Genomic DNA, 24,349 nt, shown 5'->3' on the forward strand with positions numbered 1-24,349 from the left:
CAGGGGTTGCCGAAGCAGAACAACTGTATATAATCACAGCTACTGGATAAAAAAACAGGCTCTACCCAATGCAGAAGCTAACCGCAAGACAACAGCAGGTACTGGCCTTTATCAAGGAATATATGGATAGCAACGGCTATCCGCCCACTCGAGTAGATATTGCCAAGACATTGGGCTTCAAATCGCCCAACGCTGCAGAGGATCACTTGCGCGCCCTGGCGCGTAAAGGCGCAATCGAGATGATTCCTGGCGCCTCACGAGGCATCCGACTGCCTGAAGGCGAGCCGGAAGCCAGTGAAGACCGCCTACCGGTTATCGGTCGAGTAGCTGCCGGGGCACCAGTACTGGCACTCGAGAACATCGAAGATCATTGTCGCATTGACCCTGGTTTCTTCCACCCACGCGCGGACTTTCTGTTGCGCGTACAAGGTGAAAGCATGAAGGACATTGGCATCATGGATGGTGACTTGCTGGCCGTTCATCGCACCACAGAGGCGCGTAATGGCCAGATAGTCGTAGCGCGTATCGGTGATGAGGTCACGGTTAAGCGCTTTCAGAAGCAAGGACGCAAGGTGTCCTTGCATGCAGAGAACCCCGAATTCAAGCCGATTGTAGTCAATCTGGCAGAACAGGAACTTACCATTGAAGGTTTGAGCGTCGGTGTAATCCGTCGCTGAGGAGCTGAGAATGCAGTACGCCCGCCCTGACCAACAGACATTGACCCAAGCTGATCTGTTTCATAACGCCTTGATGGCAACACGTATGGAGCACAACCAGTTTGCCCGTTTGCAGCAGCCCAAACCGCTGTCTTCAACAGAAGAACAGGAGTACGGCTACAGCGAAATCAGCTTGCAGGGTGCTGCCCGCCAGTGCCTGCAATGGCTTGCTCCCGTACTGCGTGATCTCAGCAACAATGCAGCCCCGTTGTGGCTTACCCTGATCGACCCACCCGCCAGCCTGAGTAATCAGTGGCTGCGCAATGCCGACCTAGACCCCGAGCGAATCATGATCGTTCGCTCCAAGCCAGGCATGGACGTCACCAAACTATGCTGCGACCTGCTCAAACTAGGTGGAAGCCATACTGTCGTCAGCTGGCTACTACCCGACAGCAGCACTGCCCCACGCCTCGGGCGTGCAGCGCAAGCCGGCCACTGCCGCAGCCTCAACATCCGACTTCAAGCCGCGTGACAAACAAAAAGGCCAGAGACATTATCTCTGGCCTTTTTATTCAGCTGCGACTGGCAGAAACACGATTCAAGTCTCCAGCCAACACACTGCGGAGCGACCTAACTAGCAACGCATTAGTTGCGCTAACTCCGTGCCAGCTGAAATCCGCTCAGTGGAGAACACGATCCTCAGGGATATGCTCGTCCTCTTCCTCATCCATAATCTGCCCGGCTGCTTGCATACCAGCACTAATCATGGCCTTGGCTACTTCAATGTAGTTGCCCTGAAGGTAATCTTTGGCGTCAACCGAGAACTCGATCACCAGCAATGGCTCGCCCTCTTCGTCGGAGCGACGCAGAGCGACCTTGCCATTATCCAGCTCAACGATTTCAAGAAAGGGTGAAGGCATCTAATCTGGTCTCCTGTAGTGCAGGCGCGCAGTATACCATAGCGCACCATCTACCGCAGCCCGACTACCACTCAAGCATGCCTTCCCGGTAGCTGCGCACACGCTCGTTGAGAGCAATGCAAGCTTCGTTAGCATCCTCCAAAGACCACTCCGCTCGCTTTACCGCGGTGCTCGCAATCAGCGTCTCGGCAGGCGCAGAGGCCTCAGGAACAGGAGGCGCCTGAAGCTGCTGCCAGGCCGCAATAAGCTTGGCTAGCCAAGTATCGCGGCTATCAGCCATTTCAGTTAACTCGGCCAGCTCCGGCCCAGGGAAGCGCGCCACCACCGCTGGAGACAAGGCAGCCTCCACTTGACGCAGTTCAACCAACGGCCAGCGATAGCGGTCAGCCACCTCATGCACCACCGCTAACACACCTCGATACAGGTGAAATATGGCGTGCTCACGGTGGTACTGAGTCTGGCTTGACGCATCGATGGCACCGGAGTTGGCCGCTTCAGCCCAAGCATCAATAGCCCTGCGTGCAAAGAACAGGGCCTGATTGGTACGGGTATAAACTTCATTAGCCATGAAGAGCCACCTCAGCGCTTGGGTTTCTTGCGGCCATCATCTATCGACCATTTTTTACCGTCATGAAAAGCTCGCCAGCCACTTGGCTTGCCCTCAATTTCACTTTGCACATATTGCTCTTTGGTCTTGCGACTGTAACGCACAACAGTAGGATTACCGTCCGGATCAGCGACTGGCGCGCCCATCAGGAAATGATACTTGGGGTCAATCTCGTCTTTGTGCGGCAGCAACTCTTTGACCAGGGGCGCGCGCGTTTCCCGATTTTTGGGGAACTGGCTGGCAGCGAGAAACAAACCAGAAGCACCATCGCGCAAGATATAGACGTCATCGACCTTCTCGCACTGCAGCTCAGGCATTTTGACCGGATCCATCTTGGGAGGAGCCGCTTCACCGCTCTTGAGCAGCTTGCGCGTATTCTTGCACTCGCTGTTAGTGCAACCAAAATACTTACCGAAGCGTCCTGTCTTCAGCTGCATTTCGCTGCCGCACTTGTCACACTCCAGAACCGGACCGTCATAGCCCTTGATCTTGAACTGACCTTGTTCGATTTCAAAGCCACTACAGTCGGGATTATTACCGCATACGTGTAGCTTACGCTTCTCATCAACCAGGTAACTGTCCATGGCCGTACTGCAGATAGGGCATCTACGCTTGGCGCGCAAAACCCGAGACTCGCCCTCATCATCATCGGCAGCGACTTCGTTACCAGGCACCAGATTAATGGTTTCCTTGCAACGCTCCTTGGGCGGCAGCGCATAGCCTGAGCAACCCAGGAATACACCGGTAGAAGCAGTGCGAATCATCATTGGCCGACCGCATGCCTGACAGGCGATATCGGTCTGAGTGGGCTGATTGGCCCGCATACCCCGCTCGTCATCCGTGGACGAGGCTACTTTCAGCTTGGCACTGAAGTCCGCATAAAAATCATCCAACACCTGCTTCCAGACAACCTCACCCTGAGCGACGTCATCCAGCGACTCTTCCATGCGCGCAGTAAAGCCATAGTCCATCAGGTTCGGGAAACTCTCACCCAAACGCTCAGTGACAATATCGCCCATTTTTTCGGCGTAAAAACGTCGATTATTCAGCGTTACATAACCGCGATCCTGAATAGTCGAGATGATTGATGCATAAGTAGATGGGCGACCAATACCGCGCTTTTCCAGCTCTTTTACCAGACTGGCTTCAGCGTAGCGCGCTGGCGGCTTGGTAAAATGCTGCTTGGGCTCCAACGCCTGCAGAGCCAATACGTCGTCAACCTTGATATCAGGCAGCACCTCATCCTCGCCACCCTTACCTTGCGGTGGCAGTACCTTGGTGTAACCGTCAAACTTGAGAATACGGCCCTTGGCGCGCAACTCAAAATCACCTGCACCAACCTGAATGCTGGTGGAAAGATATTTGGCAGGCGTCATCTGGCAGGCGACAAACTGGCGCCAGATCAGCTCATACAGACGCTCGGCATCACGTTCCATGCCCTTGAGGTCAGCCTGCTTCAGCTTTACGTCGGAGGGGCGGATAGCCTCGTGGGCTTCCTGCGCACCTTCCTTGCTGCTATAGGAATTCGGCTTCTCTGGCAGGTAATCCTTGCCGAAGGTCTTTTCAATATAGCCGCGCGCCATGGTGACCGCATCAGCTGAAAGATTGGTCGAATCGGTACGCATGTAGGTGATGTAACCCGCTTCATAGAGCCGCTGGGCCATCATCATGGTTTTCTTCACGCTGAAGCTCAGGCGGGTACTGGCAGCCTGTTGCAGCGTGGAGGTAATAAAAGGTGCGTTGGGGCGAGAGCTGGTTGGCTTATCCTCACGCTTGAGAACGCGGTAGTCGGCTTTTTCAAGCAAAGCCAAGGCAGCATCAGCCTGCGCCTTTGCAGTCGGCCTGAAGGCCTCTCCAGCCTGCTTAACCACCTCGAAACGCACTGCTTCAGCCTTGGGCGTGTGTAGCTGAGCGTGAATCTCCCAGAACTCTTCCGGAATGAAGGCGCGAATCTCACGCTCCCGATCCGAGATGAGCTTTACGGCAACCGACTGCACCCGGCCTGCTGACAAGCCGCGGGCAATCTTCTGCCATAGCAACGGCGAAACCATATAGCCGACCACGCGATCGAGAAAACGACGCGCCTGCTGGGCATTAACACGGTTCAGATCCAGCTGACCTGGCTTGGCAAATGCCTCCTGAATCGCTTTCTTGGTGATCTCATTAAACACTACTCGCTTATAGCGACTTTCATCACCACCGATACTTTCCCGCAGGTGCCAGGCAATCGCCTCCCCCTCGCGGTCCAAATCCGTTGCGAGATAAACCGTGTCGGCGTCTTTGGCCAACCGGCGCAATTCGTCGACGACTTTTTCCTTGCCAGGCAAAATCTCGTAATGCGCCGCCCAACCATTGTCCGGGTCAACACCCATACGTTTGACTAGTTGCGCGCGCGCTTTGGCCTGTTTTTCCTGCTCGCTGGCGGGTGCGGCCTTACGGCCACCCTTGGGTTTGCTGTCGGTCTTGGCGCTGCCGCTAGTGGGCAGATCGCGAATATGACCGATGCTAGACTTCACAATGAAATCATTACCAAGATACTTGTTGATTGTCTTGGCTTTGGCCGGTGATTCCACAATGACCAGTGCTTTTCCCATAGGTAATCGTTTTCCTGACTCAAGCTGATTGAATGGCCCACTAAACTGCGCAGCACCATCAAAGAAAGGCTGTGGTAGCCACTCGGAGGGGCCAGAGCCTACACGTCTTCGCTGACAAAGGTAAAGCGCGGATATACTTTGCCGTCAACCTCTACCCTTTCTTCAAACATCGCCTGCGGCCGAACCCATAGGTCAAAATTGCCGTAAAGCGTGCGATATACAACCAACGACTCTTCGGTTTCAGAATGTGTCGCGAGACCAATAACCTCGTAATCCTTTCCTTTATAGTGCCGATAACGTCCGGGGCGCATAAACAAGTCCTCAATTCAGTTTAGCGGGTGTCTACACAGCCGCTCAGCCATAAAAAAGCCGAGGCACATGGCCTCGGCTATGGTCACACCCTGATCTTGTTAGACACGCTCAAAGACAGTGGTGATACCTTGGCCCAGACCAATACACATGGTCGAGATACCAATAGTGCCGTTATTCTGCTTCATAACATTCAGCAGGGTGCCGGAAATACGCGCACCGGAACAGCCGAAGGGGTGACCCAGGGCAATAGCGCCGCCGTGCAGGTTTACCTTCTGCTCCATCTGGTCAAGCAACTTCAGATCCTTCAGGACCGGCAGCGCCTGAGCAGCGAACGCTTCGTTAAGTTCAACGAAGTCAACGTCGCCAATGCTCATGCCCGCACGCTTAAGGGCTTTCTTGGTCGCAGGTACTGGACCGTAACCCATGATCGCCGGATCAACACCAGCAACCGCCATGGAGCGAATAACTGCCAGAGGCTCCAGGCCCAGGGCCTGTGCCCGCTCAGCCGACATCACGATCATGCAGGAGGCGCCGTCAGTAATCTGCGACGACGTACCTGCAGTGACGGTTCCGCCCTTGGGATTAAACGCCGGGCGCAGTGCAGCCAGGCTTTCCAGGGTGGTTTCCGGGCGAATGGTTTCGTCAGTCGTGAACACCTTCAGGAAGCCATTTTCATCATGGCCTTCCATCGGAATGATCTCGTCCTTGAAGTTACCTTCAACCGTTGCCTTGTGTGCCAGACGGTGCGAACGCTCACCGAAGGCATCCTGCTGCTCGCGGGTGATGCCGTGCATCTTGCCCAGCATTTCAGCTGTCAGGCCCATCATGCCGGAGGCCTTGGCAGCATACAGCGATAGCTCAGGATTTGGATCAACCCCGTGCATCATGCTGACGTGCCCCATGTGCTCAACACCACCTACGACGAACACATCACCGTTACCGGTCATGATTGCCTGCGCCGCAGTGTGCAGTGCGCTCATGGATGAGCCGCACAGACGGCTGACCGTCTGCGCTGCACTGGTGTGCGGGATCGGGGTCATCAGTGATGCCATGCGGGCAATGTTCCAGCCCTGCTCCAGGGTCTGGTTTACACAGCCCCAGATTACATCTTCAACTTCTGCCGGATCGATCTTCGGATTCCGCGCCAGCACACCGGTAATCAGGTTAGCTGACAGGGTTTCGGCACGCACGTTGCGGTACATACCACCCTTGGAACGGCCCATCGGGGTGCGGCCGAAGTCGACAATAACGACGTCTCTCGGATTCAGGCTCATAGATTTACTCTCGCTCTGTACGTTCCGCGGTTAACCGAAGAATTTCTGACCGGTCTTCGCCATTTCACGCAACTTTTCAGTTGGGGCATACATGGCGCCGAACTCGGCGTATTTATCCGCTATGGCCACAAACTCGGCCACACCAATGGTATCGATATAGCGCAGAGCGCCACCGCGGAAGGGCGGGAAGCCAATACCGTAGATCAGACCCATGTCCGCATCTGCTGCCGACTCGACGATGCCGTCTTCCAGGCAACGTACAGTCTCCAGGCACAGCGGAACCATCATGATCTCGAGAATTTCCTGATCGGTGAACTCGCGCTGTTCCAGCACCACCGGCTTGAGCAGCTCGTAGGCTTGCGGATCAACAACCTTCTTGGTCTTGCCTTTCTTGTCGAGCTCGTAGGCATAGAAGCCCTTGCCGGTCTTCTGACCCAGACGGTTGGCTTCATACATCACGTCGACCGCAGTCTTGGTGGTGTCAGCCATACGATCGGGATAACCCTCAGCCATGACATCACGGCCGTGGTGACCGGTATCCATGCCAACTACGTCCATCAGGTACGCGGGACCCATGGGCCAGCCGAATTTTTCCATGATCTTGTCAACGCGCTGGAAATCGGCACCCATATTGATCAGACGCGCGAAGCCGCCGAAATAAGGGAACAGAATGCGGTTGACCAGGAAGCCTGGGCAGTCATTGACCACAACCGGCGTCTTGCCCATTTTCTTGGCATAGGCAACGGTAGTAGCGATCGCCTTATCACTGGACTTCTCGCCACGAATAACCTCAACCAGCGGCATCATGTGTACCGGATTGAAGAAATGCATGCCGCAGAAGTTTTCAGGACGCTTGAGCGCCTGCGCGAGATAAGTGATGGAGATGGTAGAGGTATTGGATGCGATGATCGCGTCTTCGCGAACATACTCTTCTACCTCAGCCAGCACTGCATGCTTGACCTTTGGGTTCTCAACAACCGCTTCAACCACGATGTCGACTTCCTTGAAGTCGCCATAAGACATGGTTGGACGAATCGCGTTAAGCGCCTTGGCCATTTGCTCAGGCTTCATACGGCCCTTGGCCACACGCTTGCCGAGCAACTTCGAGGCTTCGTCCAGACCCAGCTGAATACCCTCTTCGCGGATATCCTTCATCAGGATGGGCGTGCCCTTAACAGCTGACTGGTAAGCAATACCGCCACCCATGATACCAGCACCCAAAACGGCGCCCAGCTTCACGTCATCAGCTTGCTTGTCGTACTGTTTGGCTTTGTGCTTCAGCGCCTGATCATTCAAGAACAGACCCACCAGGCTTGCAGCGACATCAGTCTTGGCCAGCTTGGCAAAACCGGCAGCTTCGATTTCCAGCGCTTTCTCACGGCCGTGGTTGGCCGCTTTCTGAATGGTCTTGATCGCTTCAACGGGCGCCGGATAGTTAGGACCCGCCTGACCAGCAACGAAACCCTTGGAGGTTTCGAACGCCATCATCTGCTCGATGGTGTTGAGCTTGATCTTTTCCAGTTTGGGCTGACGTTTGGCCTTATAGTCAAGCTCGCCGGACAAAGCACGCTTGATGATGTCCAGCGCGCCCTCCATCAGCTTGTCATCGGCAACAACCGCATCCACAGCACCCATTTTCAATGCTTTGTCAGCGCGCTGTTCAGCACCACCGCAAATCCACTCAATCGCGTTGTCTACGCCGATCAAGCGTGGCAGACGGACGGTGCCGCCGAAGCCGGGGTAGATACCCAATTTGACTTCTGGCAAGCCGATTTTGGCGCTGGCGGCCATAACGCGGAAATCCGCAGCCAGACACATTTCCAGACCACCACCCAGCGCCATGCCATTGATCGCAGCAACCGTTGGCACATTCAAGTCTTCAAACGCGTTGAAAATCTTGTTGGCCTCCAGGTTACCGGCGACCAGATCTTCTTCTGGCAACTTGAAGGTGTTAACGAACTCGGTGATGTCGGCGCCGACGATGAACACGCCCTTGCCACTGGTGACGATAACGCCCTTCACATCACTGTTGTTTTGAATGGCCTCGACTGCCGCTTGCAACTCGGACAGTGTGGCGCTGTTGAACTTGTTGACTGACTCGCCCTGCAGATCAAATCTGAGCTCGACGATGCCGTCTTCAAGACCTTGAACCGTGATGGCTTTACCTTCGTAAATCATCAACTGATCTCCACGCTATGAAAGCACATGAGAAACACCAGTCGCCTTCGCCAGCTTGGCGCCAGCGAACAACTGATGTCATGAACGATCCCGATAATCGGGGAAACGATGAATAAAAAATTCATACGGCCGTTTGATTCGGGTGCGCACACCTTCTGTCAAAAGCCCGCTCTTGTCAATCTGCCTGCCAATAGGCCGTATCGCGAAAAAGCCGCGAAACCAGTAACCGAGGAGTATTTTATACCTATAAAACAATAAGTTAATTGACGACACCGGCAAGCAACCAAGAATCACCAAAAAGATCAAATCAGGTACCGCAAACCCCTACTGTAGCAGGCGCCATGCACACCACAAACCACCAAGGCGCACTATAACGAATGAAAAAAAGACGGGACTTCGAAGCACTATGCCCAGCCCTGCAACAGCGCTATGCTCAGTCATGATGTTAAGCAAAACAGGCTGCACGCAAGGCGGCAACACTGCTAGTATCCGAAGAAAAAAGGAGAGATGCCGATGCTGTACTCACACGTGCTGGTGGCCGTGGATCTGATAGAAGAATGTCGCGAAGTGGCCGATCACGCAATGAAGCTTGCGAAGGCACTGGATGCCAAGCTGTCTCTGCTGCACGTGGTAGAACCACTGGCAATGGCCTATGGCGGAGACGTGCCGATGGACCTGTCCATGCTCCAGCAACAGCAATTTGAGCAAGCCAAGGAACGGATGCAGATGTTCGCTGCCGATTATGGATTACCAGATGATCGCCTACAGATAGCCTTCGGCCATCCGCGCCAAGAGATCCATCGCGTGACGGAAGAGCAGTCCTGCGACCTGATAGTAGTGGGTAGTCACGGACGCCACGGCCTGGCCCTGTTACTGGGCTCGACAGCCAACGATGTATTGCACGGCGCACCCTGCGATGTCATAGCCGTACGCCTGGGCAAAAAAAGCTAAAGCACGAGCCAGAAGCTTCAAGCTTCAAGCTTCAAGCCACAGCCTAAGTCAGCCTGCGCGACACTTACACCTGAAAGTGTCGCGCAACCAGCCAATTTAAAGCTGAAACCCCAAGCCAACACCCACTGCTTGCCGCTTAACCCTGACGACTTAGCCGCCAGCTTGCTCTTCCAATTCCGCCCAACGCTCCATAGCCAGATCGAGCTCCTGCTGTTTCTGCTCGACCTCTGCCAACACCTTGGCAGTAGCGTCATGCGACTGCTGATAGAAAGCCGGATCGCTAATCTGCTGCTGCAGGGCCTCAAGCTTGCTTTCCAGCGTTTCCATAACTTCAGGCAGTGCATCCAGCTCACGCTGCAACTTGTAGCTCAACTTCACTTTGGGTTGCACTGACACTGGCGCAGCAGCTACTGGCGGCTCAGGGACTTCTGCAGCGGCCTCCGTCTGAGCATTGGCGTCCTCGCCCCACTCTGCCAATGTTTCGATGCGCCCGCCCTGACGTAGCCAATCGGCATAACCGCCGACGTACTCGCGTACCTTACCGCCACCTTCAAATACCAGGCTGCTGGTAACTACGTTATCAAGGAACACCCGGTCGTGGCTTACGATCAACACAGTACCGTCGAAACCGGCCAGAACCTCTTCCAACAGCTCCAGAGTCTCGACATCCAAGTCGTTAGTCGGCTCATCCAGCACCAGCATATTGGCCGGTTTACTGAACAGGCGCGCGAGCAGCAAGCGTGCGCGCTCACCACCGGACAAGGCCTTCACCGGCGTACGTGCGCGCTCCGGCGAGAACAGGAAGTCGCCCAGGTAGCTAATGACATGCCGACGATCGCCATTAATTTCAATAAAGTCGCGACCTTCAGAAATATTATCGATCACCGTCTTTTCCGGCTCCAACTGATCGCGCAGCTGATCGAAATAGGCCACTTCCAGCTTGGTGCCACTGTGGATCTTGCCGCTATCAGGCTGCAGCTTGCCGAGCAGCAGCTTGAGCAGGGTACTTTTGCCGCAACCGTTATTACCAATCAAACCGATACGGTCGCCACGAATAACGTTGACGGACAAATCGCGCACCAGAGGCGTGCGACCTGGCCACGCAAAATTGATGTGCTCAACCTCAATAACCCGCTTACCGGAGGAGTCTGCGGTTTCCAGTTGGAAACTCGCCTTACCCTGCCGCTCAATTCGCTGAGCGCGCTCATCGCGCATGGCCTTGAGCGCTCGCACACGACCCTCGTTACGGGTCCGCCGCGCCTTGATACCCTGGCGAATCCATACTTCCTCCTGCGCGAGCTTCTTATCAAACAACGCATTGGCGGTAGCTTCAGCGGCCAGCTGCTGCTCCTTGTGCTCAAGGAAACTACGGTAGTCGCCAACCCAGTCAATCAGCTGCCCACGATCCAGCTCAAGAATACGCGTAGCCAGCGCCTGCAGAAATTGACGGTCGTGAGTAATAAAGAGTACCGCGCCGCGAAAATCCAACAACACTTGCTCCAACCAGGCGATAGTATGAATATCCAGGTGGTTGGTAGGCTCATCCAACAGCAGCACGTCAGGTTCTGCCACCAGCGCCTGCGCCAGCAATACGCGACGACGCCAGCCCCCAGAGAGCTCCGACATGACCTTGTCCGCTGGCAAGCCCAGGCGCGTCAGGGTGGTCTCCACCAACTGGTCAAGACGCCAGCCGTCCTTGGCTTCCAGGCGCTCTTGCACCTTCTCTAGGCGCGCAAGCTCGGCATCACCCATATCGCCCGTAATCAGATGATGATACTCAGCGAGCAAATCTCCGACACCAGCCAGACCGGCCGCGACCACGTCATAGACCGTTTTATCGTCAGCCTTGGGTAGTTCCTGCGGCAACTGCCCAATTTTCAGACCCGGAGCAGCCCAGATTTCACCTTCATCAGCTGGCTGATCACCGTCGATCAGCCTGAACAGGCTCGACTTGCCCGCACCATTGCGGCCAATCAGGCACACCCGTTCACCTCGATCGAGCTGAAAGCTGACCTTGTCGAGTAGCGGATTGAGGCCGAAGGCCAAGGAGACATCGGTAAAGGAAAGAAGAGCCATAGCACACCTGTGATTGAATCAGACGGGCATTCTACCTGTAGCGGCGCCACTCTGTAACAAATGCCCATTAATTCGCAGCTGCCCCTTTTTCAACACGGGGCAAAAAGCTAAGCTGTGGACCCAGGTTCGCCGTACGCAGCGACCGCCTGCGAGCACCTGAAACTCACCCGGCTATTGTTGCCCTCCTGGCAGGATCACTATGTACCGCACCATCCGTTTTCGCACCGCTGTATTGCGTAGCCTCCTGGCTACCAGTCTGTTATTCATCAGCTTTTTCGCCGAAGCTGACAAGCTGGATACTCAGCGACTGCTGTATGACCAAGCCATGGACGCCATAGAGAAAGGCGATACCAGCCGCTACCGACAGCTCGAATCCGGCCTGCGTGACTACCCACTTTACGGCTACCTGGTCCTGGCCAAGCTCAACCAAGACTTCTCTAGTGCGTCAGACGAGCAAATCACCGTATTTTTGCGCACCTATGGCGACCTGCCATTCGCCAACCGCCTAAAAGCACGCTGGCTATACCGGCTGGCGGACCAGGGGAAGTGGTCGACCTTTGAGCAGAACTACACCACAGCGGATCAAAGCGCGGGACTTGAGTGTAAAGCCACCATGCGTCGCTGGGATCAAGGCCAAAGTGCGGCGGCGATGCAAGAAGCACAAGCTCTGTGGACAGTCGGCCGCTCACAACCCAATGCATGCGATCCGCTATTCGCTCGCTGGCAGCAAGCGGGAGGGCGCACCGACGATGTTGTATGGCAGCGCATTCGCCTTGCCTTGCTCTATCGTCAGGACGGGCTGGCGCGCTACCTGACCAAGCTGATGTCCAGCAATAAGCAGCTGGCAGAACGCTTCGTTGAAACCGCCACCAAACCCACAGCATTGCGCGACAGTAGCAATTATCGGATCAGTGCAAGCCAACCCGCAGACAAGTTGGCCGACATAGCAACGGTCGCCTTACGCCGCCTCGGTCGCGACAACAGCAGTGCTGCCTTTGACATCTGGCCGCTATACAAAGACCTGCCCTATAGCGAAGAAGACCGACTCGCCATCACGCGTGACATCGGCGTGCGCCTGGCGCGCAGAGTTCAACCTGCGGCCCTGGCCTTCATGGCGGCCAACGACCCGCAAATGAAAGACGACGACATCAGTGAGTGGCGCATTCGCCTGGCATTACGCACCAGCAACTGGGAGACAGCGCACGCACTGACTCAGCAGATGCCCGAATCCATGGGCAGCCAGAACCGCTGGCGGTATTGGAAGCTGCGTAGCGCCCAACTGGCCTCCAGCAACGCTGGCGAGCTGATCAACGAATACAAGGACCTGGCCGAGCAACGCGACTTTTATGGCTTCCTTGCAGCCGAGCGAAGCAACCAGCCCTACGCCCTTAACCACGTCAGCGCACCGGTTTCAGACCAGCTTCTGGAACGGGTCAAAGCGCTGCCAGCCACGCAGCGCGCCTACGAGTTTCTCGCCCGCGACGAACTCACCGAGGCCCGCCGCGAGTGGTATCACGCTGGTGACAACTTCAGTCGCGAAGAGCTGATGGCTCAGGCAAAACTGGCACGTGAGATGGGTTGGTATTTCCCTGCGATCCGTGGCATCAGCATTGCCGAATATTGGGATGACCTGGATATCCGCTTCCCGATGGCTTATCGCGAGCCCATTGTGCAGCAAGCTCAGGCCCGCCAGATCAACTCAAGCTGGGTCTATGCGATTACTCGTCAGGAGAGCGCCTTTATGGCCGATGCCCGCTCGCACGCAGGCGCCATGGGCCTGATGCAGCTCATGCCAGCAACAGCGCGCGAAACAGCTCGGCAATACGACATACCCTACGGCAGATCAACCGACGCACTGATACCTGAGCGCAACATTGCCATCGGGGCTGCGTACCTTTCTCGCCTGAGCGGTCAGTTCAATGGCAACCGTGTGCTCGCCTCGGCCGCCTACAATGCCGGCCCCGGCCGAGTACGCCAATGGACCCGCGGTATGGGCAACTTACCAGCTGACGTATGGGTAGAGGCTATCCCGTTCGACGAAACACGCAAATATGTGCAGAGCGTGCTGAGCTACGCCGTTATTTACGGTGAGAAGCTAGGCATCAAGCAAAGCGTGATGGACCAGCACGAGCGCTATCTGGAGTTTTAAGCCCTTAAGGCTCCAGCATCTGCAAACGGGCGCGCACGGTTTCTACCAGTTGATCAGGCTGGAATTTGGACAGGAAGCCGTCGCAACCCACCTTTTCAACCATTGCCTTATTGAAGTTACCCGATAGAGAAGTATGCAGCACCACATGAAGATCCTTGAGACGCGGGTCCTTGCGAATTTCGGCGGTGAGACGATAACCGTCCATCTCCGGCATTTCCGCATCGGTAATAACCATCAGTAAGCGCTCAGTCATATCATCACCAGCATCAGCCCAAGCCTGCAGCATGCGCAGTGCTTTGAGGCCGTCGGTGGCAACATGCATATTGAGATGAAGCTGAGCCAAAGTGGCTCGCAACTGATTGATACCTGTAGGTGAGTCGTCAACCAGCAACACCTCACGACCATGCGCCTTGGTGAGCAGCGGGTCTTCCAACAACTCTTCACTGACGCGGGTATTAAACGGCACAATCTCCGCTAGTACTTTTTCTACGTCGATAATTTCAACCAGACGCATATTCTCCAGCCGCGTGATCGCCGTCAGGTAATGCGCGCGGCCGGCACCCTTTGGCGGCGGCTGAACAGTGTCCCAGTTCAGATTCATGATGCGATCAACGCTGCCAACCAAAAAGGCCTGCACGGACAGGTTGTACTCGGTGACGATGATAGTGCTGTCGGACTTCGCGGGAATGGGTTGCAGGCCAATGGCCCCAGCCAGATCAATAACCGGGATGGTTTGTCCGCGTAAATGGATAACCCCAACAACATGGGGATGCCGCTGCGGCATCTGTGTTAACGCCGGCAGGGTCAACACTTCACGAATTTTAAAAACGTTCAGCGCAAACAGTTGGGGGCCCGATAGTTGAAACAACAAGATTTCAAGCCGGTTTTCGCCAACCAAGCGGGTACGCGAATCGACGGTATCAAGAACCCCAGCCATAACTTTTGCCTCGCAACATTCATCAGCAGATAGCAAGCCGCCATCTCTTTCCCTGCAGTATAGCCGCAGTTACCCGTTACGAGACAAGGCTATCACTTAATAGTAGGCATGTTCCGTAACGGTGTGATCCGTAGAGTCACGCACACCGGTCAATTCAGGAATACGCGCTACCAGGGTCTTCTCAATACCTTCTTTGAGGGTGACATCAACCATGCCACATCCCTGACAACCGCCACCGAACTGCAAAACAGCTATGCCACCCTCGACCACGTCGAGCAATTTCACATCCCCACCATGACTCGCCAAACCGGGGTTGATCTCGGTCTGCAGCAGGTAATTGATACGTTCATTCAGCGGACTGTCTTCGTTAACCATAGGTACCTTGGCGTTAGGTGCCTTGATCGTCAGCTGCCCGCCCATGCGATCGGTCGCAAAATCTACCAGCGCCTCTTCAAGAAAGGGCTCGCTGACCGCATCAACCCATACATTAAAAGGCTCAAGAGGGATAACGCGGTCTTCCGGCTTTTCTTCACCGGGCTTGCAGTATGCGATGCAGGTTTCGGCATAGGGCGTTCCCGGCTGGGTAATGAACACCCGAATACCGACACCGTCCGTATCCTGCTTTGACAACAGGTCAGCCAGATAGTCCTGCGCGGATTGGGTGAGAATAATGCCTGCCATGAAATGCCTCTTACTCATATGACTTGGACAGCCATTGTAAGGCAAGCCCGCCCACGAATAAAGTCCCACCTTTTTACTTGGTTATTATCGACACCCTCAGCACCCTCACTTTTACTATGCAATCGAGACAATTCAGAGTTTTTGACGCGCGTGCTATCATAGCCGGCTTTTCGGCGTGTAACTTTGGAGTACCCATGTCTGACCGTACCGCTCGCTTGACCGCTCTTCATCAGGCTCTGCAACAGCGCATTTTGATCCTCGACGGCGGTATGGGTACCATGATTCAGGCCTACCAGCTTGAGGAAAGCGATTTTCGCGGCGAGCGTTTTGCCGACTGGCCCAGCGATCTCAAAGGTAATAACGATCTCCTGGTGCTCACTCGCCCTGATGCCATTGGCGCCATGGAAAAGGCGTATCTGGATGCTGGCGCCGATATTATCGAGACCAACACCTTTAACTCCACTCGCGTTTCTCAGGCCGACTACGGCATGCAGGAACTGTCCTACGAGTTGAACCTTGAAGGCGCCCGCCTCGCTCGCCGTGTGTGCGATGAAAAGACACTGGAAACCCCTGACCGCCCGCGCTTCGTCGCCGGCGTACTCGGCCCGACCAGCCGTACCTGCTCGATTTCACCGGACGTAAACAACCCGGGTTATCGCAATATCAGCTTTGATCAACTGGTTGAAAACTATGTTGAGTCAACTCGTGGCCTGATCGAAGGCGGCGCAGACCTGATCCTGATCGAAACTATCTTCGATACGCTCAATGCCAAGGCCGCTATCTTTGCCGTGCAACAGGTATTTGAAGACGTCGGCGTAGAACTGCCAATCATGATTTCCGGCACCATCACCGACGCCTCCGGCCGGACGCTCTCTGGCCAGACCACCGAGGCCTTCTGGAACTCAGTCAGTCACGCCAAGCCTATCTCTGTCGGTCTCAACTGCGCACTCGGCGCGAAGGACTTGCGTCCCTACCTGGAAGAGCTATCCAACAAGGCCGGCACTTATACCTCGGCTCACCCCAATGCCGGCTTGCCAAATGAGTTTGGCGAGTACGATGAGACGCCAGAAGAGATGGCCGTAGTGGTCGAGGAGTTTGCCGCCGCCGGTTTTCTAAACATCGTTGGTGGCTGCTGCGGTACCACGCCTGGGCACATTCAGGCAATTGCCGAAGCCGTCGCCAAATACCCGCCACGCGCCATTCCCGACATTCCCAAAGCATGCCGCCTGTCTGGTCTAGAGCCATTCACCATTGACCGCAGCTCACTCTTCGTCAATGTCGGCGAGCGCACCAATATTACTGGCTCTGCACGTTTCGCCCGGTTAATCCGCGAAGACAACTACACCGAGGCACTGGAGGTCGCGCTGCAGCAAGTCGAAGCCGGCGCCCAGATCATCGACATCAACATGGACGAGGGCATGCTCGACTCCAAGTTGGCCATGGTCACTTTCCTCAATCTGATCGCTGGCGAGCCTGACATCTCGCGCGTACCCATCATGATTGACTCGTCAAAGTGGGAGGTCATCGAAGCAGGCCTGAAGTGCATACAGGGTAAAGGTATCGTCAACTCGATTTCTATGAAGGAAGGCGTTGATGCGTTCAAGGCACAGGCTCATCTGTGCAAGCGCTATGGTGCTGCTGTGGTAGTGATGGCCTTTGATGAAAAGGGCCAAGCCGATACCGAAGCGCGCAAGAAGGAAATTTGTCAGCGCTCCTATGACATTCTGGTCAACGAAGTCGGCTTTCCGCCAGAAGACATCATCTTTGACCCAAACATCTTCGCGATTGCTACCGGTATTGAAGAGCACAACAACTATGCCGTTGATTTCATCAATGCCTGTGCCTATATCCGGGACAACCTGCCCCATGCACTGACGTCCGGCGGCGTTTCCAACGTCTCCTTTTCCTTCCGTGGCAACAACCCGGTGCGTGAAGCCATCCACTCGGTCTTTTTGTTCCACGCAATCAAGAACGGGCTGTCGATGGGCATCGTCAATGCCGGTCAGCTGGAAATCTATGATCAGATTCCAGCCGAACTGCGCGACTGCGTTGAGGATGTAGTACTCAACCGGACCGACAACGGCACCGAAGCCCTGCTGGAGATCGCCGATAAGTACAAAGGCGACGGCAGCGTTAAAGAAGCGGAAACCGAGGAATGGCGTAACTGGGAAGTCAACGCTCGCCTTTCGCACTCGCTGGTCAAGGGCATTACCGCATGGATCGTTGAGGATACCGAAGAAGCCCGCCAACAAAGCAAGCGCCCGATCGAGGTAATCGAAGGCCCGCTGATGGCTGGCATGAACGTGGTCGGCGACCTGTTTGGCTCCGGCAAGATGTTCCTGCCACAAGTGGTCAAGTCTGCCCGCGTCATGAAACAGGCGGTTGCTCACCTGATCCCCTTCATTGAAGAGGAAAAGGGCGATACGCCGGAAGCCAAAGGTAAAATCCTGATGGCCACGGTCAAGGGCGACGTCCATGACATCGGCAAAAACATTGTCGGCGTAGTGCTGGGCTGTAACGGCTACGACATTGTTGACCTGGGCGTGATGGTACCGGCGGACAAGATCCTGCAAACGGCCATCGACGAGAAATGCGACATCATCGGCCTGTCCGGCCTGATCACCCCATCATTGGACGAGATGGTACATGTCGCCCGCGAAATGCAACGGCGAGACTTTTATCTACCGCTGATGATTGGCGGCGCCACCACCTCCAAAGCCCACACTGCGGTCAAGATTGAGCCGAAATACCAGAATGATGCCGTGATTTATGTCACAGACGCCTCACGCGCAGTCGGCGTTGCGACCACATTGCTGTCCAAAGAACTCAAGCCGAACTACATCAAGCAGATTCGTGAAGACTACGCCGTGGTGCGCGAGCGCACAGCCAACCGCAGCGCACGCACCAGCTATCTGAGCTATGCGCAGGCAGTCGAGCAGGCTCCAAAACTGGACTGGCAAAGCTACCAGCCGCCTGCGCCGCAGGTAAAAGGAGTGCAGGTACTCGACAAGATCGATCTCAACGTATTGGCAGAGTACATCGACTGGACGCCCTTCTTCATATCCTGGGATCTGGCTGGCAAATACCCGCGCATTCTTGACGACGAGATTGTCGGCGAAGCTGCGCGATCCCTGTTCGCCGACGCCCAGGCCATGCTCAAGCAACTTATCGACAACCAATCCATCACCGCTCGCGCAGTGTTTGGCTTCTGGCCAGCCAATCAGGTCAACCATGATGACATTGAGCTCTACGATGACGCTGGCGAGCCAATGGCAACACTGCATCATTTGCGTCAGCAAACTATCAAGCCAGACGCTAAGCCCAACTTTTCACTAGCTGATTTTGTCGCCCCTAAAGACAGTGGCAAAACCGACTACGTGGGCGGCTTTATTACCACCGCCGGGATCGGCGCAGAAGAAGTCGCCAAGGCTTATCAGGACAAGGGTGACGACTACAACTCGATTATGGTCAAAGCACTGGCTGACCGTCTGGCGGAAGCTTGTGCTGAATGGTTGCATCAGGAAGTACGCCGCAAACACTGGGGCTATGCCCCTGACGAGGCGCTGCAAAATAACGACCTGATCCGTGAGAAATATCAAGGCATACGCCCTGCTCCCGGCTACCCAGCCTGTCCCGACCACACCGAAAAAGCGACGCTATTCAAGCTGCTCGACCCGCAGGGCGAGTCCGGCGTGACGCTTACCGAGCACTTTGCCATGTTCCCAGCAGCGGCAGTCAGCGGCTGGTACTTCGCACACCCGCAAAGCCAGTACTTCGCTGTGGGCAAAATTACGCGCGACCAGGTTGAGTCATACGCCGCTCGCAAGGGCGATAGTCAAGAAACAGTTGAACGCTGGCTGGCACCCAATCTCAGCTACGACACCTAATCAATGGCACTGCTTCCAGATGCGAGCCGCCTAAAAAGTATCGGCATCCTCGGCTTGCCCATTATGGGCGGGATGCTCAGCCAAAGTGTTTTAAATCTGGTTGACGCCGCCATGGTGGGCAGTCTGGGCAGTCAGGCGCTCGCCGGTGTCGGGCTTGGCAGCTATGCCAACTTTATGGCCGTCGCTTTGGTCATGGGCCTGGGTGCCGGGGTGCAAGCGATGGTCGCCAGGCGCAAAGGCGAAGGCAGTACCGACCTGATCGCCGGTCCGCTGAACGAAGGCCTGTTGATCGCGTTGCTCATTGCACTACCGCTCACCCTGCTGTGCTGGACCCAAGCTGGTAACATCATCCACCTCCTGGCGGATGATCCCGCCGTTATTGGCATTGGCGCCAGCTACTTCCAATGGCGCACCCTCGCCATCGTTGCCGTCGGATTCAATTTTGCCTTTCGCGGTTACTGGAACGGCATACATCGCTCCGGCATGTACCTGCAGATTTTGATCGTCATGCACCTGGCAAACGTATTCATTAGCTACGGGCTAATCTTTGGTCGCTTCGGCATGCCTGAATTGGGTGCAGAGGGCTCAGGACTAGGCACTGCAATCGCCATGCTATTCGGCGCAGCGCTCTATTTCCTGGTGACCTGGCACGCAGGTCGAGAGCACGGTTTTCTCCGTGCCCGCCCCCGCTGGAAGGGCATCAGCGCCATGCTGAGATTGGCCACACCAAACTCCTTACAGCAGTTCTTCTTTGCCTCAGGCATCACCATGCTGTTCTGGATTATTGCGCAGATTGGCACCGACGAGCTCGCAGTAGCTCATGTATTGATTAACCTGGCACTGTTTCTGATACTGCCCGGCGTCGGTCTGGGCATGGCCGCCACCACATTGGTCAGCCATAGCCTCGGCGCACGCAAACCAGACGACGCCTACCGCTGGGGCTGGGATGTGGTGCGGGTCGCCATAGTGTCACTGTTCCTGATGGGCATACCCTTCTGGCTCGCGCCGCATCTGGTCCTGAGTATTTTCACTCAGGATCCGCAACTGATTGCACTGGGCGAGTGGCCACTGCGCATCACCGGCATTGGCATGAGCCTGGATGCCACAGCCCTTGTATTAACTCAGGCTCTACTCGGCGCTGGCGCAAGTCGTACGGTGATGAGCGTTAACCTGGGCAGTCAGTGGCTGCTGTTCTTGCCTTGCGCCTACGTTATTGGCCCGCTGCTGGGCGGTGGCCTGCTGGCTGTCTGGTTGCTGCAGACGTTATATCGCTGCATGACCTCAATCATCTTTGCCATCATGTGGCGCCGACGTGGCTGGGTAAACATTAGAGTCTAGCGCCAACACCTCCCTTACCCTTGGACCAACCGCTGCTTAGCAACTACGCTGCAAGTCACAAGCAACTGATAACAAGGGCAGACAATAATGAGCGAAAAACAAGAACAGCAAAGCCCCAGCCCGATGCGCTTTCGTGACACCTTGATGAGCGTATTAGCCGCAGCATTGGGCGTACAGAGCAATAAAGCTCGCGAGCGCGATTTCAGCCAAGGCAAGCCCAGCCACTTCATCATGCTGGGCCTAGGCTTTACCGCACTCTTTGTACTGATTGTGCTCGGCGTGGTTAAGCTGGTTTTGAAGCTATCAGGAGTAAACTGATCGCCACAAGGAATGCTACTGACCACTCACCCAAAATACCGCTACCGCAACAGCCAGAAAAATCAGCGTGATGGCCGCAAAAGCGTCCAGTCGACTGTCCTGCTGAGTCTCACTTTGCACGTCATGCTCGGTCATGGAATTGATATCCTCTATTATTATTTTGTCTACCCCAACATAGCGGGTAACCTCAGTTAAGACCATTACCGCAGGCGCCACAAGCAGTGCGTTGCATGTGCAAAAACAATCTAAAGATATAGATAAACATTCCTTTTGTGCATATTCAAAAACTGCTATTGTCTGCCCGCCCTAGCCTGATGGGACACAACTAGTTAAGGGGCCAACAGCGCTCCAAGCACAGGTTTCTGCATGTATATCTACGACGAATATGATCAGCAACTCGTTGAGGACCGCGTAAAGCAGTTCCGCGGCCAGACGCAACGCTATTTGGCTGGCGAGTTAAGCGAAAACGAATTTCTGCCACTGCGCTTGCAGAACGGCTTATATGTACAGCGCTACGCGCCTATGCTGCGCGTTGCCATTCCCTATGGCCACATCTCTGCCAAGCAGATGCGCAAACTGGCCTTTATTGCCCGCCAGTATGACAAAGGCTACGCCCACTTCAGCACGCGCCAGAACGTTCAGTTCAACTGGCCTGCACTCGAAGATGTGCCCGACATTCTGGCGCACCTGGCTGAAGTCCAGATGCACGCCATTCAAACCAGCGGCAACTGCATTCGCAACACTACGACTGATCAGTTTGCCGGCGTTGCTGCCGACGAACTGGTAGATCCGCGCCCGTGGTGCGAGATCATTCGCCAGTGGTCTACCTTTCATCCCGAGTTCGCCTTCCTGCCACGCAAGTTCAAGATCGCCGTCAATGGCGCAGAGCATGATCGTGCAGCCATCGGCGTGCATGACATCGGCTTGAACGTGATCAAGAACGAAGCCGGCGATATCGGTTTCCGCGTACTGGTTGGCGGTGGCTTGGGCCGCACGCCCATCGTCGGCTCGCAGATTTGCGACTTTCTGCCCTGGCAGCACCTGTTGACCTATCTTGATGCCATCCTGCGTGTGTATAACCGCTATGGCCGTCGAGACAACAAGTACAAGGCGCGTATCAAGATTCTGGTCAAAGCGCTGACGCCTGCGGTATTTGCGGAAAAGGTGAATGCCGAGTGGGCGCATACGAAAGACAATGAAACCACCTTGACCGAGCAGGAAGTTCAGCGCGTTGCCAAGCACTTTACGGCACCGGACTACCAGCAGTTTAGCGGCGACGACGCGGACTACCTGGCCAAGCGTGATAGCGAGAAAGGCTTCAACAACTGGGCCATGCGCAACCTGCAGGCACATAAAGTGCCTGGTTACGCTGCCGTCACATTGTCCTTGAAGCCAACCGCCGTGGCGCCAGGTGATGCAACAGACAAGCAGATGGAAGCCGCAGCAGACCTGGCGGAGCGTTACAGCTTTGCCGAACTGCGCGTAACCCACCAGCAGAATCTGGTACTCGCCGATGTGCGTCAAAGTGACCTGTATGCCTTGTGGCAAGAGTGCAAGGAAATGGGCTTTGCGACGCCAAACGTTGGCCTGTTGACGGATATCATCTGCTGCCCCGGTGGTGACTTCTGCGCCTTGGCCAACGCCAAGTCGATCCCCATTGCCGAAGCCATACAGCGCACCTTCGATGATCTTGACTACCTGCACGACATCGGCGACCTCGACCTGAACATCTCTGGCTGCATGAACGCCTGCGGCCACCACCACGTCGGCCACATTGGTGTGCTGGGTGTAGATAAAAAAGGTCAGGAGTTTTATCAGGTATCGCTGGGCGGCAACAGCGGCCGCGATGCGTCCATCGGACAGATTCTCGGGCCATCTTTCGCCGCAGATGAAATGCCGAAGGTCGTCAGCAAGGTGATCGACGTTTACGTCGAAAACCGTACCCCCGAAGAACTGTTCCTCGATACCTTCCAACGTATCGGCATGGCACCTTTCAAGGAGCGCGTTTATGCAGCGGCTAATTAAGAACGGCGAGATCATCGACGAGACCTGGCACCTACTGGACAAAGACGCCACCCTTGACGGCTTGTCTAATAGTGACGACCTTATAGTGCCATTGGGTTTGTGGCTCGAACACGCGCACGCCCTCAAGGCTCGTGATGGCGGACTGGGGGTCTGGCTGGATAGCGATGAACAGGTCGAAGCAATTGCCGAGGATTTGCAGTATTTCCAGGTCGTGGCCCTCAACTTCCCCGTCTTCAGTGATGGCCGCAGCTACTCCAACGCGCGTCTGTTGCGAGATCGCTACCAGTACCCAGGCGAAGTTCGAGCCATCGGTGATGTACTGCGTGACCAGCTCTTCTTCATGCGGCGCTGCGGTTTCGACGCCTTTGCATTGCGCGCCGACCGTAACCCGGAAGAAGCACTGGAAAGCTTCAACGACTTTTCCAATACCTACCAGAGCGCCACCGATCAGCCGCTACCGCTGTTTCGACGCCGCGCCTGATCTGCCGGGCCGGGATCCTTCCCGGCCCGGTCTTTTCAGTTTAGCCAACCCACACTGCCCCCCTGATTCCTGACTAACTGGCTTGCTGACGTCCACTTGCCTCTCGCGCCCGATGTCATCCCCTTCCCGGCAGCCCTGCGTCTATTCCACAAGACTTGAAGCATGATCGATTTGGCATTCCCTGTAGCCAACTACTCCATAGGCTTACAATGCCTCAACCGATTGGCTAGTATCCCCACGCACTAACTTACTCACTCTGCATTTCGTTTACCGCAAAGGACAAAGAGCATGTCCCACTCCACGATTCCTGGCGTCGAGTTCATCGACAACACCAACCAACGCACGCCCTGTGTTCTTGTCCTCGATGCTTCAGGTTCGATGGCTGGTGAGCCCCTCGCACAGCTCAACGCGGGCCTGGAAGTCTTTGCCGATGAATTGAAAAATGACGAGCTAGCAGCGCTGCGCGTCCAGGTAATGGTGATTGCCGTCGGCGGCCATGAAGACGTGCTGATTCTGCAGCCCTGGACTGATGCTATCGATTTTCAGCCACCTAGCATCCAGGCCAGCGGCATGACCCCACTTGGCCAGGGCATGGATGTCGCATTGGACGAAGTACGCAGCCAAAAAGCCGTGTACGACGCGAACGGCATATCAAGCACCCGCCCTTGGGTGATCATGATATCCGATGGCTCCCCTAACGATTTTGGCTGGGAAGAAGCTGCGTCCCGCTGCCGCCAGGAAGAAGCAGACAAACGCGTGGTCGTTTTCCCGATTGGAACAGAGGGCGCGAATTTTGATGCCCTCGGACAGTTTTCCAACAAGACCCCGAAGAAACTCAAGGGCCTGCAATTTCGCGAGCTATTCATCTGGCTGAGCCGCAGCATGTCGACCGTTTCTGCTAGCGTTCCGGGCGATAAAGTGCGCTTACCCGACACTGACTCCTGGGCAGCTGTAGAGATCTGATC

Annotated in this window: 19 protein-coding genes; 10 read left to right on the forward strand and 9 right to left on the reverse strand. The window is 55.5% G+C overall.

Annotation, left to right across the window (positions count from 1 at the left end; translation table 11 throughout):
• Nucleotides 1-68 precede the first annotated feature (68 nt).
• Together lexA and sulA are read left to right on the forward strand one after the other, a co-directional pair.
• The gene (gene lexA, locus EF096_RS11985) at nucleotides 69-677 is read left to right on the forward strand and encodes a transcriptional repressor LexA (protein WP_123889864.1); all 609 of its coding nucleotides are present in this window, start codon (nucleotides 69-71) and stop codon (nucleotides 675-677) included.
• A 10-nt stretch (nucleotides 678-687) separates the two neighbouring features.
• A complete protein-coding gene (gene sulA, locus EF096_RS11990; RefSeq protein ID WP_123889865.1) occupies nucleotides 688-1,188 on the forward strand; it encodes an SOS-induced cell division inhibitor SulA in 501 nt (166 codons plus the stop codon).
• A 148-nt stretch (nucleotides 1,189-1,336) separates the two neighbouring features.
• Here sulA and EF096_RS11995 read toward each other — a convergent pair whose 3' ends face one another.
• From EF096_RS11995 to fadB, 6 genes are all read right to left on the reverse strand, one after another.
• Nucleotides 1,337-1,576, reverse strand: a complete 240-nt coding sequence (locus EF096_RS11995; protein WP_123889866.1) for a hypothetical protein — start codon at nucleotides 1,574-1,576, stop codon at nucleotides 1,337-1,339.
• 64 nt (nucleotides 1,577-1,640) lie between these two features.
• Complete coding sequence (locus EF096_RS12000) at nucleotides 1,641-2,144, reverse strand: DUF6586 family protein (RefSeq protein WP_123889867.1); 504 nt, start codon at nucleotides 2,142-2,144, stop codon at nucleotides 1,641-1,643.
• A gap of 11 nt (nucleotides 2,145-2,155) precedes the next feature.
• Nucleotides 2,156-4,777, reverse strand: coding sequence for a type I DNA topoisomerase (gene topA / locus EF096_RS12005; RefSeq protein WP_123889868.1), 2,622 nt, complete (start codon nucleotides 4,775-4,777; stop codon nucleotides 2,156-2,158).
• A 98-nt stretch (nucleotides 4,778-4,875) separates the two neighbouring features.
• A complete protein-coding gene (locus EF096_RS12010) occupies nucleotides 4,876-5,088 on the reverse strand; it encodes a DUF1653 domain-containing protein (RefSeq protein ID WP_123889869.1) in 213 nt (70 codons plus the stop codon).
• Between the two features lie 99 nt (nucleotides 5,089-5,187).
• Complete coding sequence (fadA, locus tag EF096_RS12015; RefSeq protein WP_123889870.1) at nucleotides 5,188-6,363, reverse strand: acetyl-CoA C-acyltransferase FadA; 1,176 nt, start codon at nucleotides 6,361-6,363, stop codon at nucleotides 5,188-5,190.
• Between the two features lie 30 nt (nucleotides 6,364-6,393).
• Complete coding sequence (gene fadB / locus EF096_RS12020) at nucleotides 6,394-8,541, reverse strand: fatty acid oxidation complex subunit alpha FadB (RefSeq protein ID WP_123889871.1); 2,148 nt, start codon at nucleotides 8,539-8,541, stop codon at nucleotides 6,394-6,396.
• A 513-nt stretch (nucleotides 8,542-9,054) separates the two neighbouring features.
• On the opposite strand from fadB, the gene EF096_RS12025 reads away from it, so the two are divergent.
• Nucleotides 9,055-9,492 carry a universal stress protein gene (locus EF096_RS12025; RefSeq protein ID WP_123889872.1) on the forward strand — a complete coding sequence of 146 codons (438 nt, stop codon included), beginning with the start codon at nucleotides 9,055-9,057 and terminating at the stop codon, nucleotides 9,490-9,492.
• Nucleotides 9,493-9,642: 150 nt separating this feature from the next.
• On the opposite strand, the gene uup is transcribed toward EF096_RS12025, so the two are convergent.
• Nucleotides 9,643-11,568 carry an ATP-binding cassette ATPase Uup gene (gene uup, locus EF096_RS12030; RefSeq protein WP_123889873.1) on the reverse strand — a complete coding sequence of 642 codons (1,926 nt, stop codon included), beginning with the start codon at nucleotides 11,566-11,568 and terminating at the stop codon, nucleotides 9,643-9,645.
• Between the two features lie 199 nt (nucleotides 11,569-11,767).
• On the opposite strand from uup, the gene EF096_RS12035 reads away from it, so the two are divergent.
• Nucleotides 11,768-13,717, forward strand: a complete 1,950-nt coding sequence (locus tag EF096_RS12035) for a transglycosylase SLT domain-containing protein (protein ID WP_123889874.1) — start codon at nucleotides 11,768-11,770, stop codon at nucleotides 13,715-13,717.
• 4 nt (nucleotides 13,718-13,721) lie between these two features.
• Here the strand turns inward: EF096_RS12035 and EF096_RS12040 are convergent, their stop codons facing one another.
• Nucleotides 13,722-14,654, reverse strand: a complete 933-nt coding sequence (locus tag EF096_RS12040; RefSeq protein ID WP_123889875.1) for a chemotaxis protein CheV — start codon at nucleotides 14,652-14,654, stop codon at nucleotides 13,722-13,724.
• 96 nt (nucleotides 14,655-14,750) lie between these two features.
• A complete protein-coding gene (gene nfuA / locus EF096_RS12045; protein WP_123889876.1) occupies nucleotides 14,751-15,335 on the reverse strand; it encodes a Fe-S biogenesis protein NfuA in 585 nt (194 codons plus the stop codon).
• Between the two features lie 194 nt (nucleotides 15,336-15,529).
• Between nfuA and metH the strand changes: the two genes are divergently transcribed.
• The 6 genes from metH (at nucleotide 15,530) to EF096_RS12075 (ending at nucleotide 24,347) form a co-directional block, all read left to right on the forward strand.
• Nucleotides 15,530-19,222: a methionine synthase gene (metH, locus tag EF096_RS12050; RefSeq protein WP_123889877.1), complete on the forward strand. Its 3,693-nt coding sequence runs from the start codon at nucleotides 15,530-15,532 to the stop codon at nucleotides 19,220-19,222.
• A 3-nt stretch (nucleotides 19,223-19,225) separates the two neighbouring features.
• Nucleotides 19,226-20,560 carry an MATE family efflux transporter gene (locus EF096_RS12055; protein ID WP_123889878.1) on the forward strand — a complete coding sequence of 445 codons (1,335 nt, stop codon included), beginning with the start codon at nucleotides 19,226-19,228 and terminating at the stop codon, nucleotides 20,558-20,560.
• An 87-nt stretch (nucleotides 20,561-20,647) separates the two neighbouring features.
• Nucleotides 20,648-20,878, forward strand: coding sequence for a DUF2970 domain-containing protein (locus EF096_RS12060; protein ID WP_123889879.1), 231 nt, complete (start codon nucleotides 20,648-20,650; stop codon nucleotides 20,876-20,878).
• Between the two features lie 366 nt (nucleotides 20,879-21,244).
• Nucleotides 21,245-22,903: a nitrite/sulfite reductase gene (locus EF096_RS12065; protein ID WP_123889880.1), complete on the forward strand. Its 1,659-nt coding sequence runs from the start codon at nucleotides 21,245-21,247 to the stop codon at nucleotides 22,901-22,903.
• On the forward strand, nucleotides 22,887-23,384 hold the full coding sequence (locus EF096_RS12070) for a DUF934 domain-containing protein (protein WP_123889881.1): 498 nt from the start codon (nucleotides 22,887-22,889) through the stop codon (nucleotides 23,382-23,384). The genes EF096_RS12065 and EF096_RS12070 overlap by 17 nt, the downstream gene beginning before the upstream one ends.
• Before the next feature lie 288 nt (nucleotides 23,385-23,672).
• Entirely contained in the window at nucleotides 23,673-24,347 is a 675-nt protein-coding gene (locus EF096_RS12075; protein WP_123889882.1) for a vWA domain-containing protein, read from the forward strand.
• Nucleotides 24,348-24,349: the final 2 nt, after the last annotated feature.

Source organism: Pseudomonas neustonica (assembly GCF_003797945.1).
Lineage (GTDB): Bacteria > Pseudomonadota > Gammaproteobacteria > Pseudomonadales > Pseudomonadaceae > Halopseudomonas > Halopseudomonas neustonica.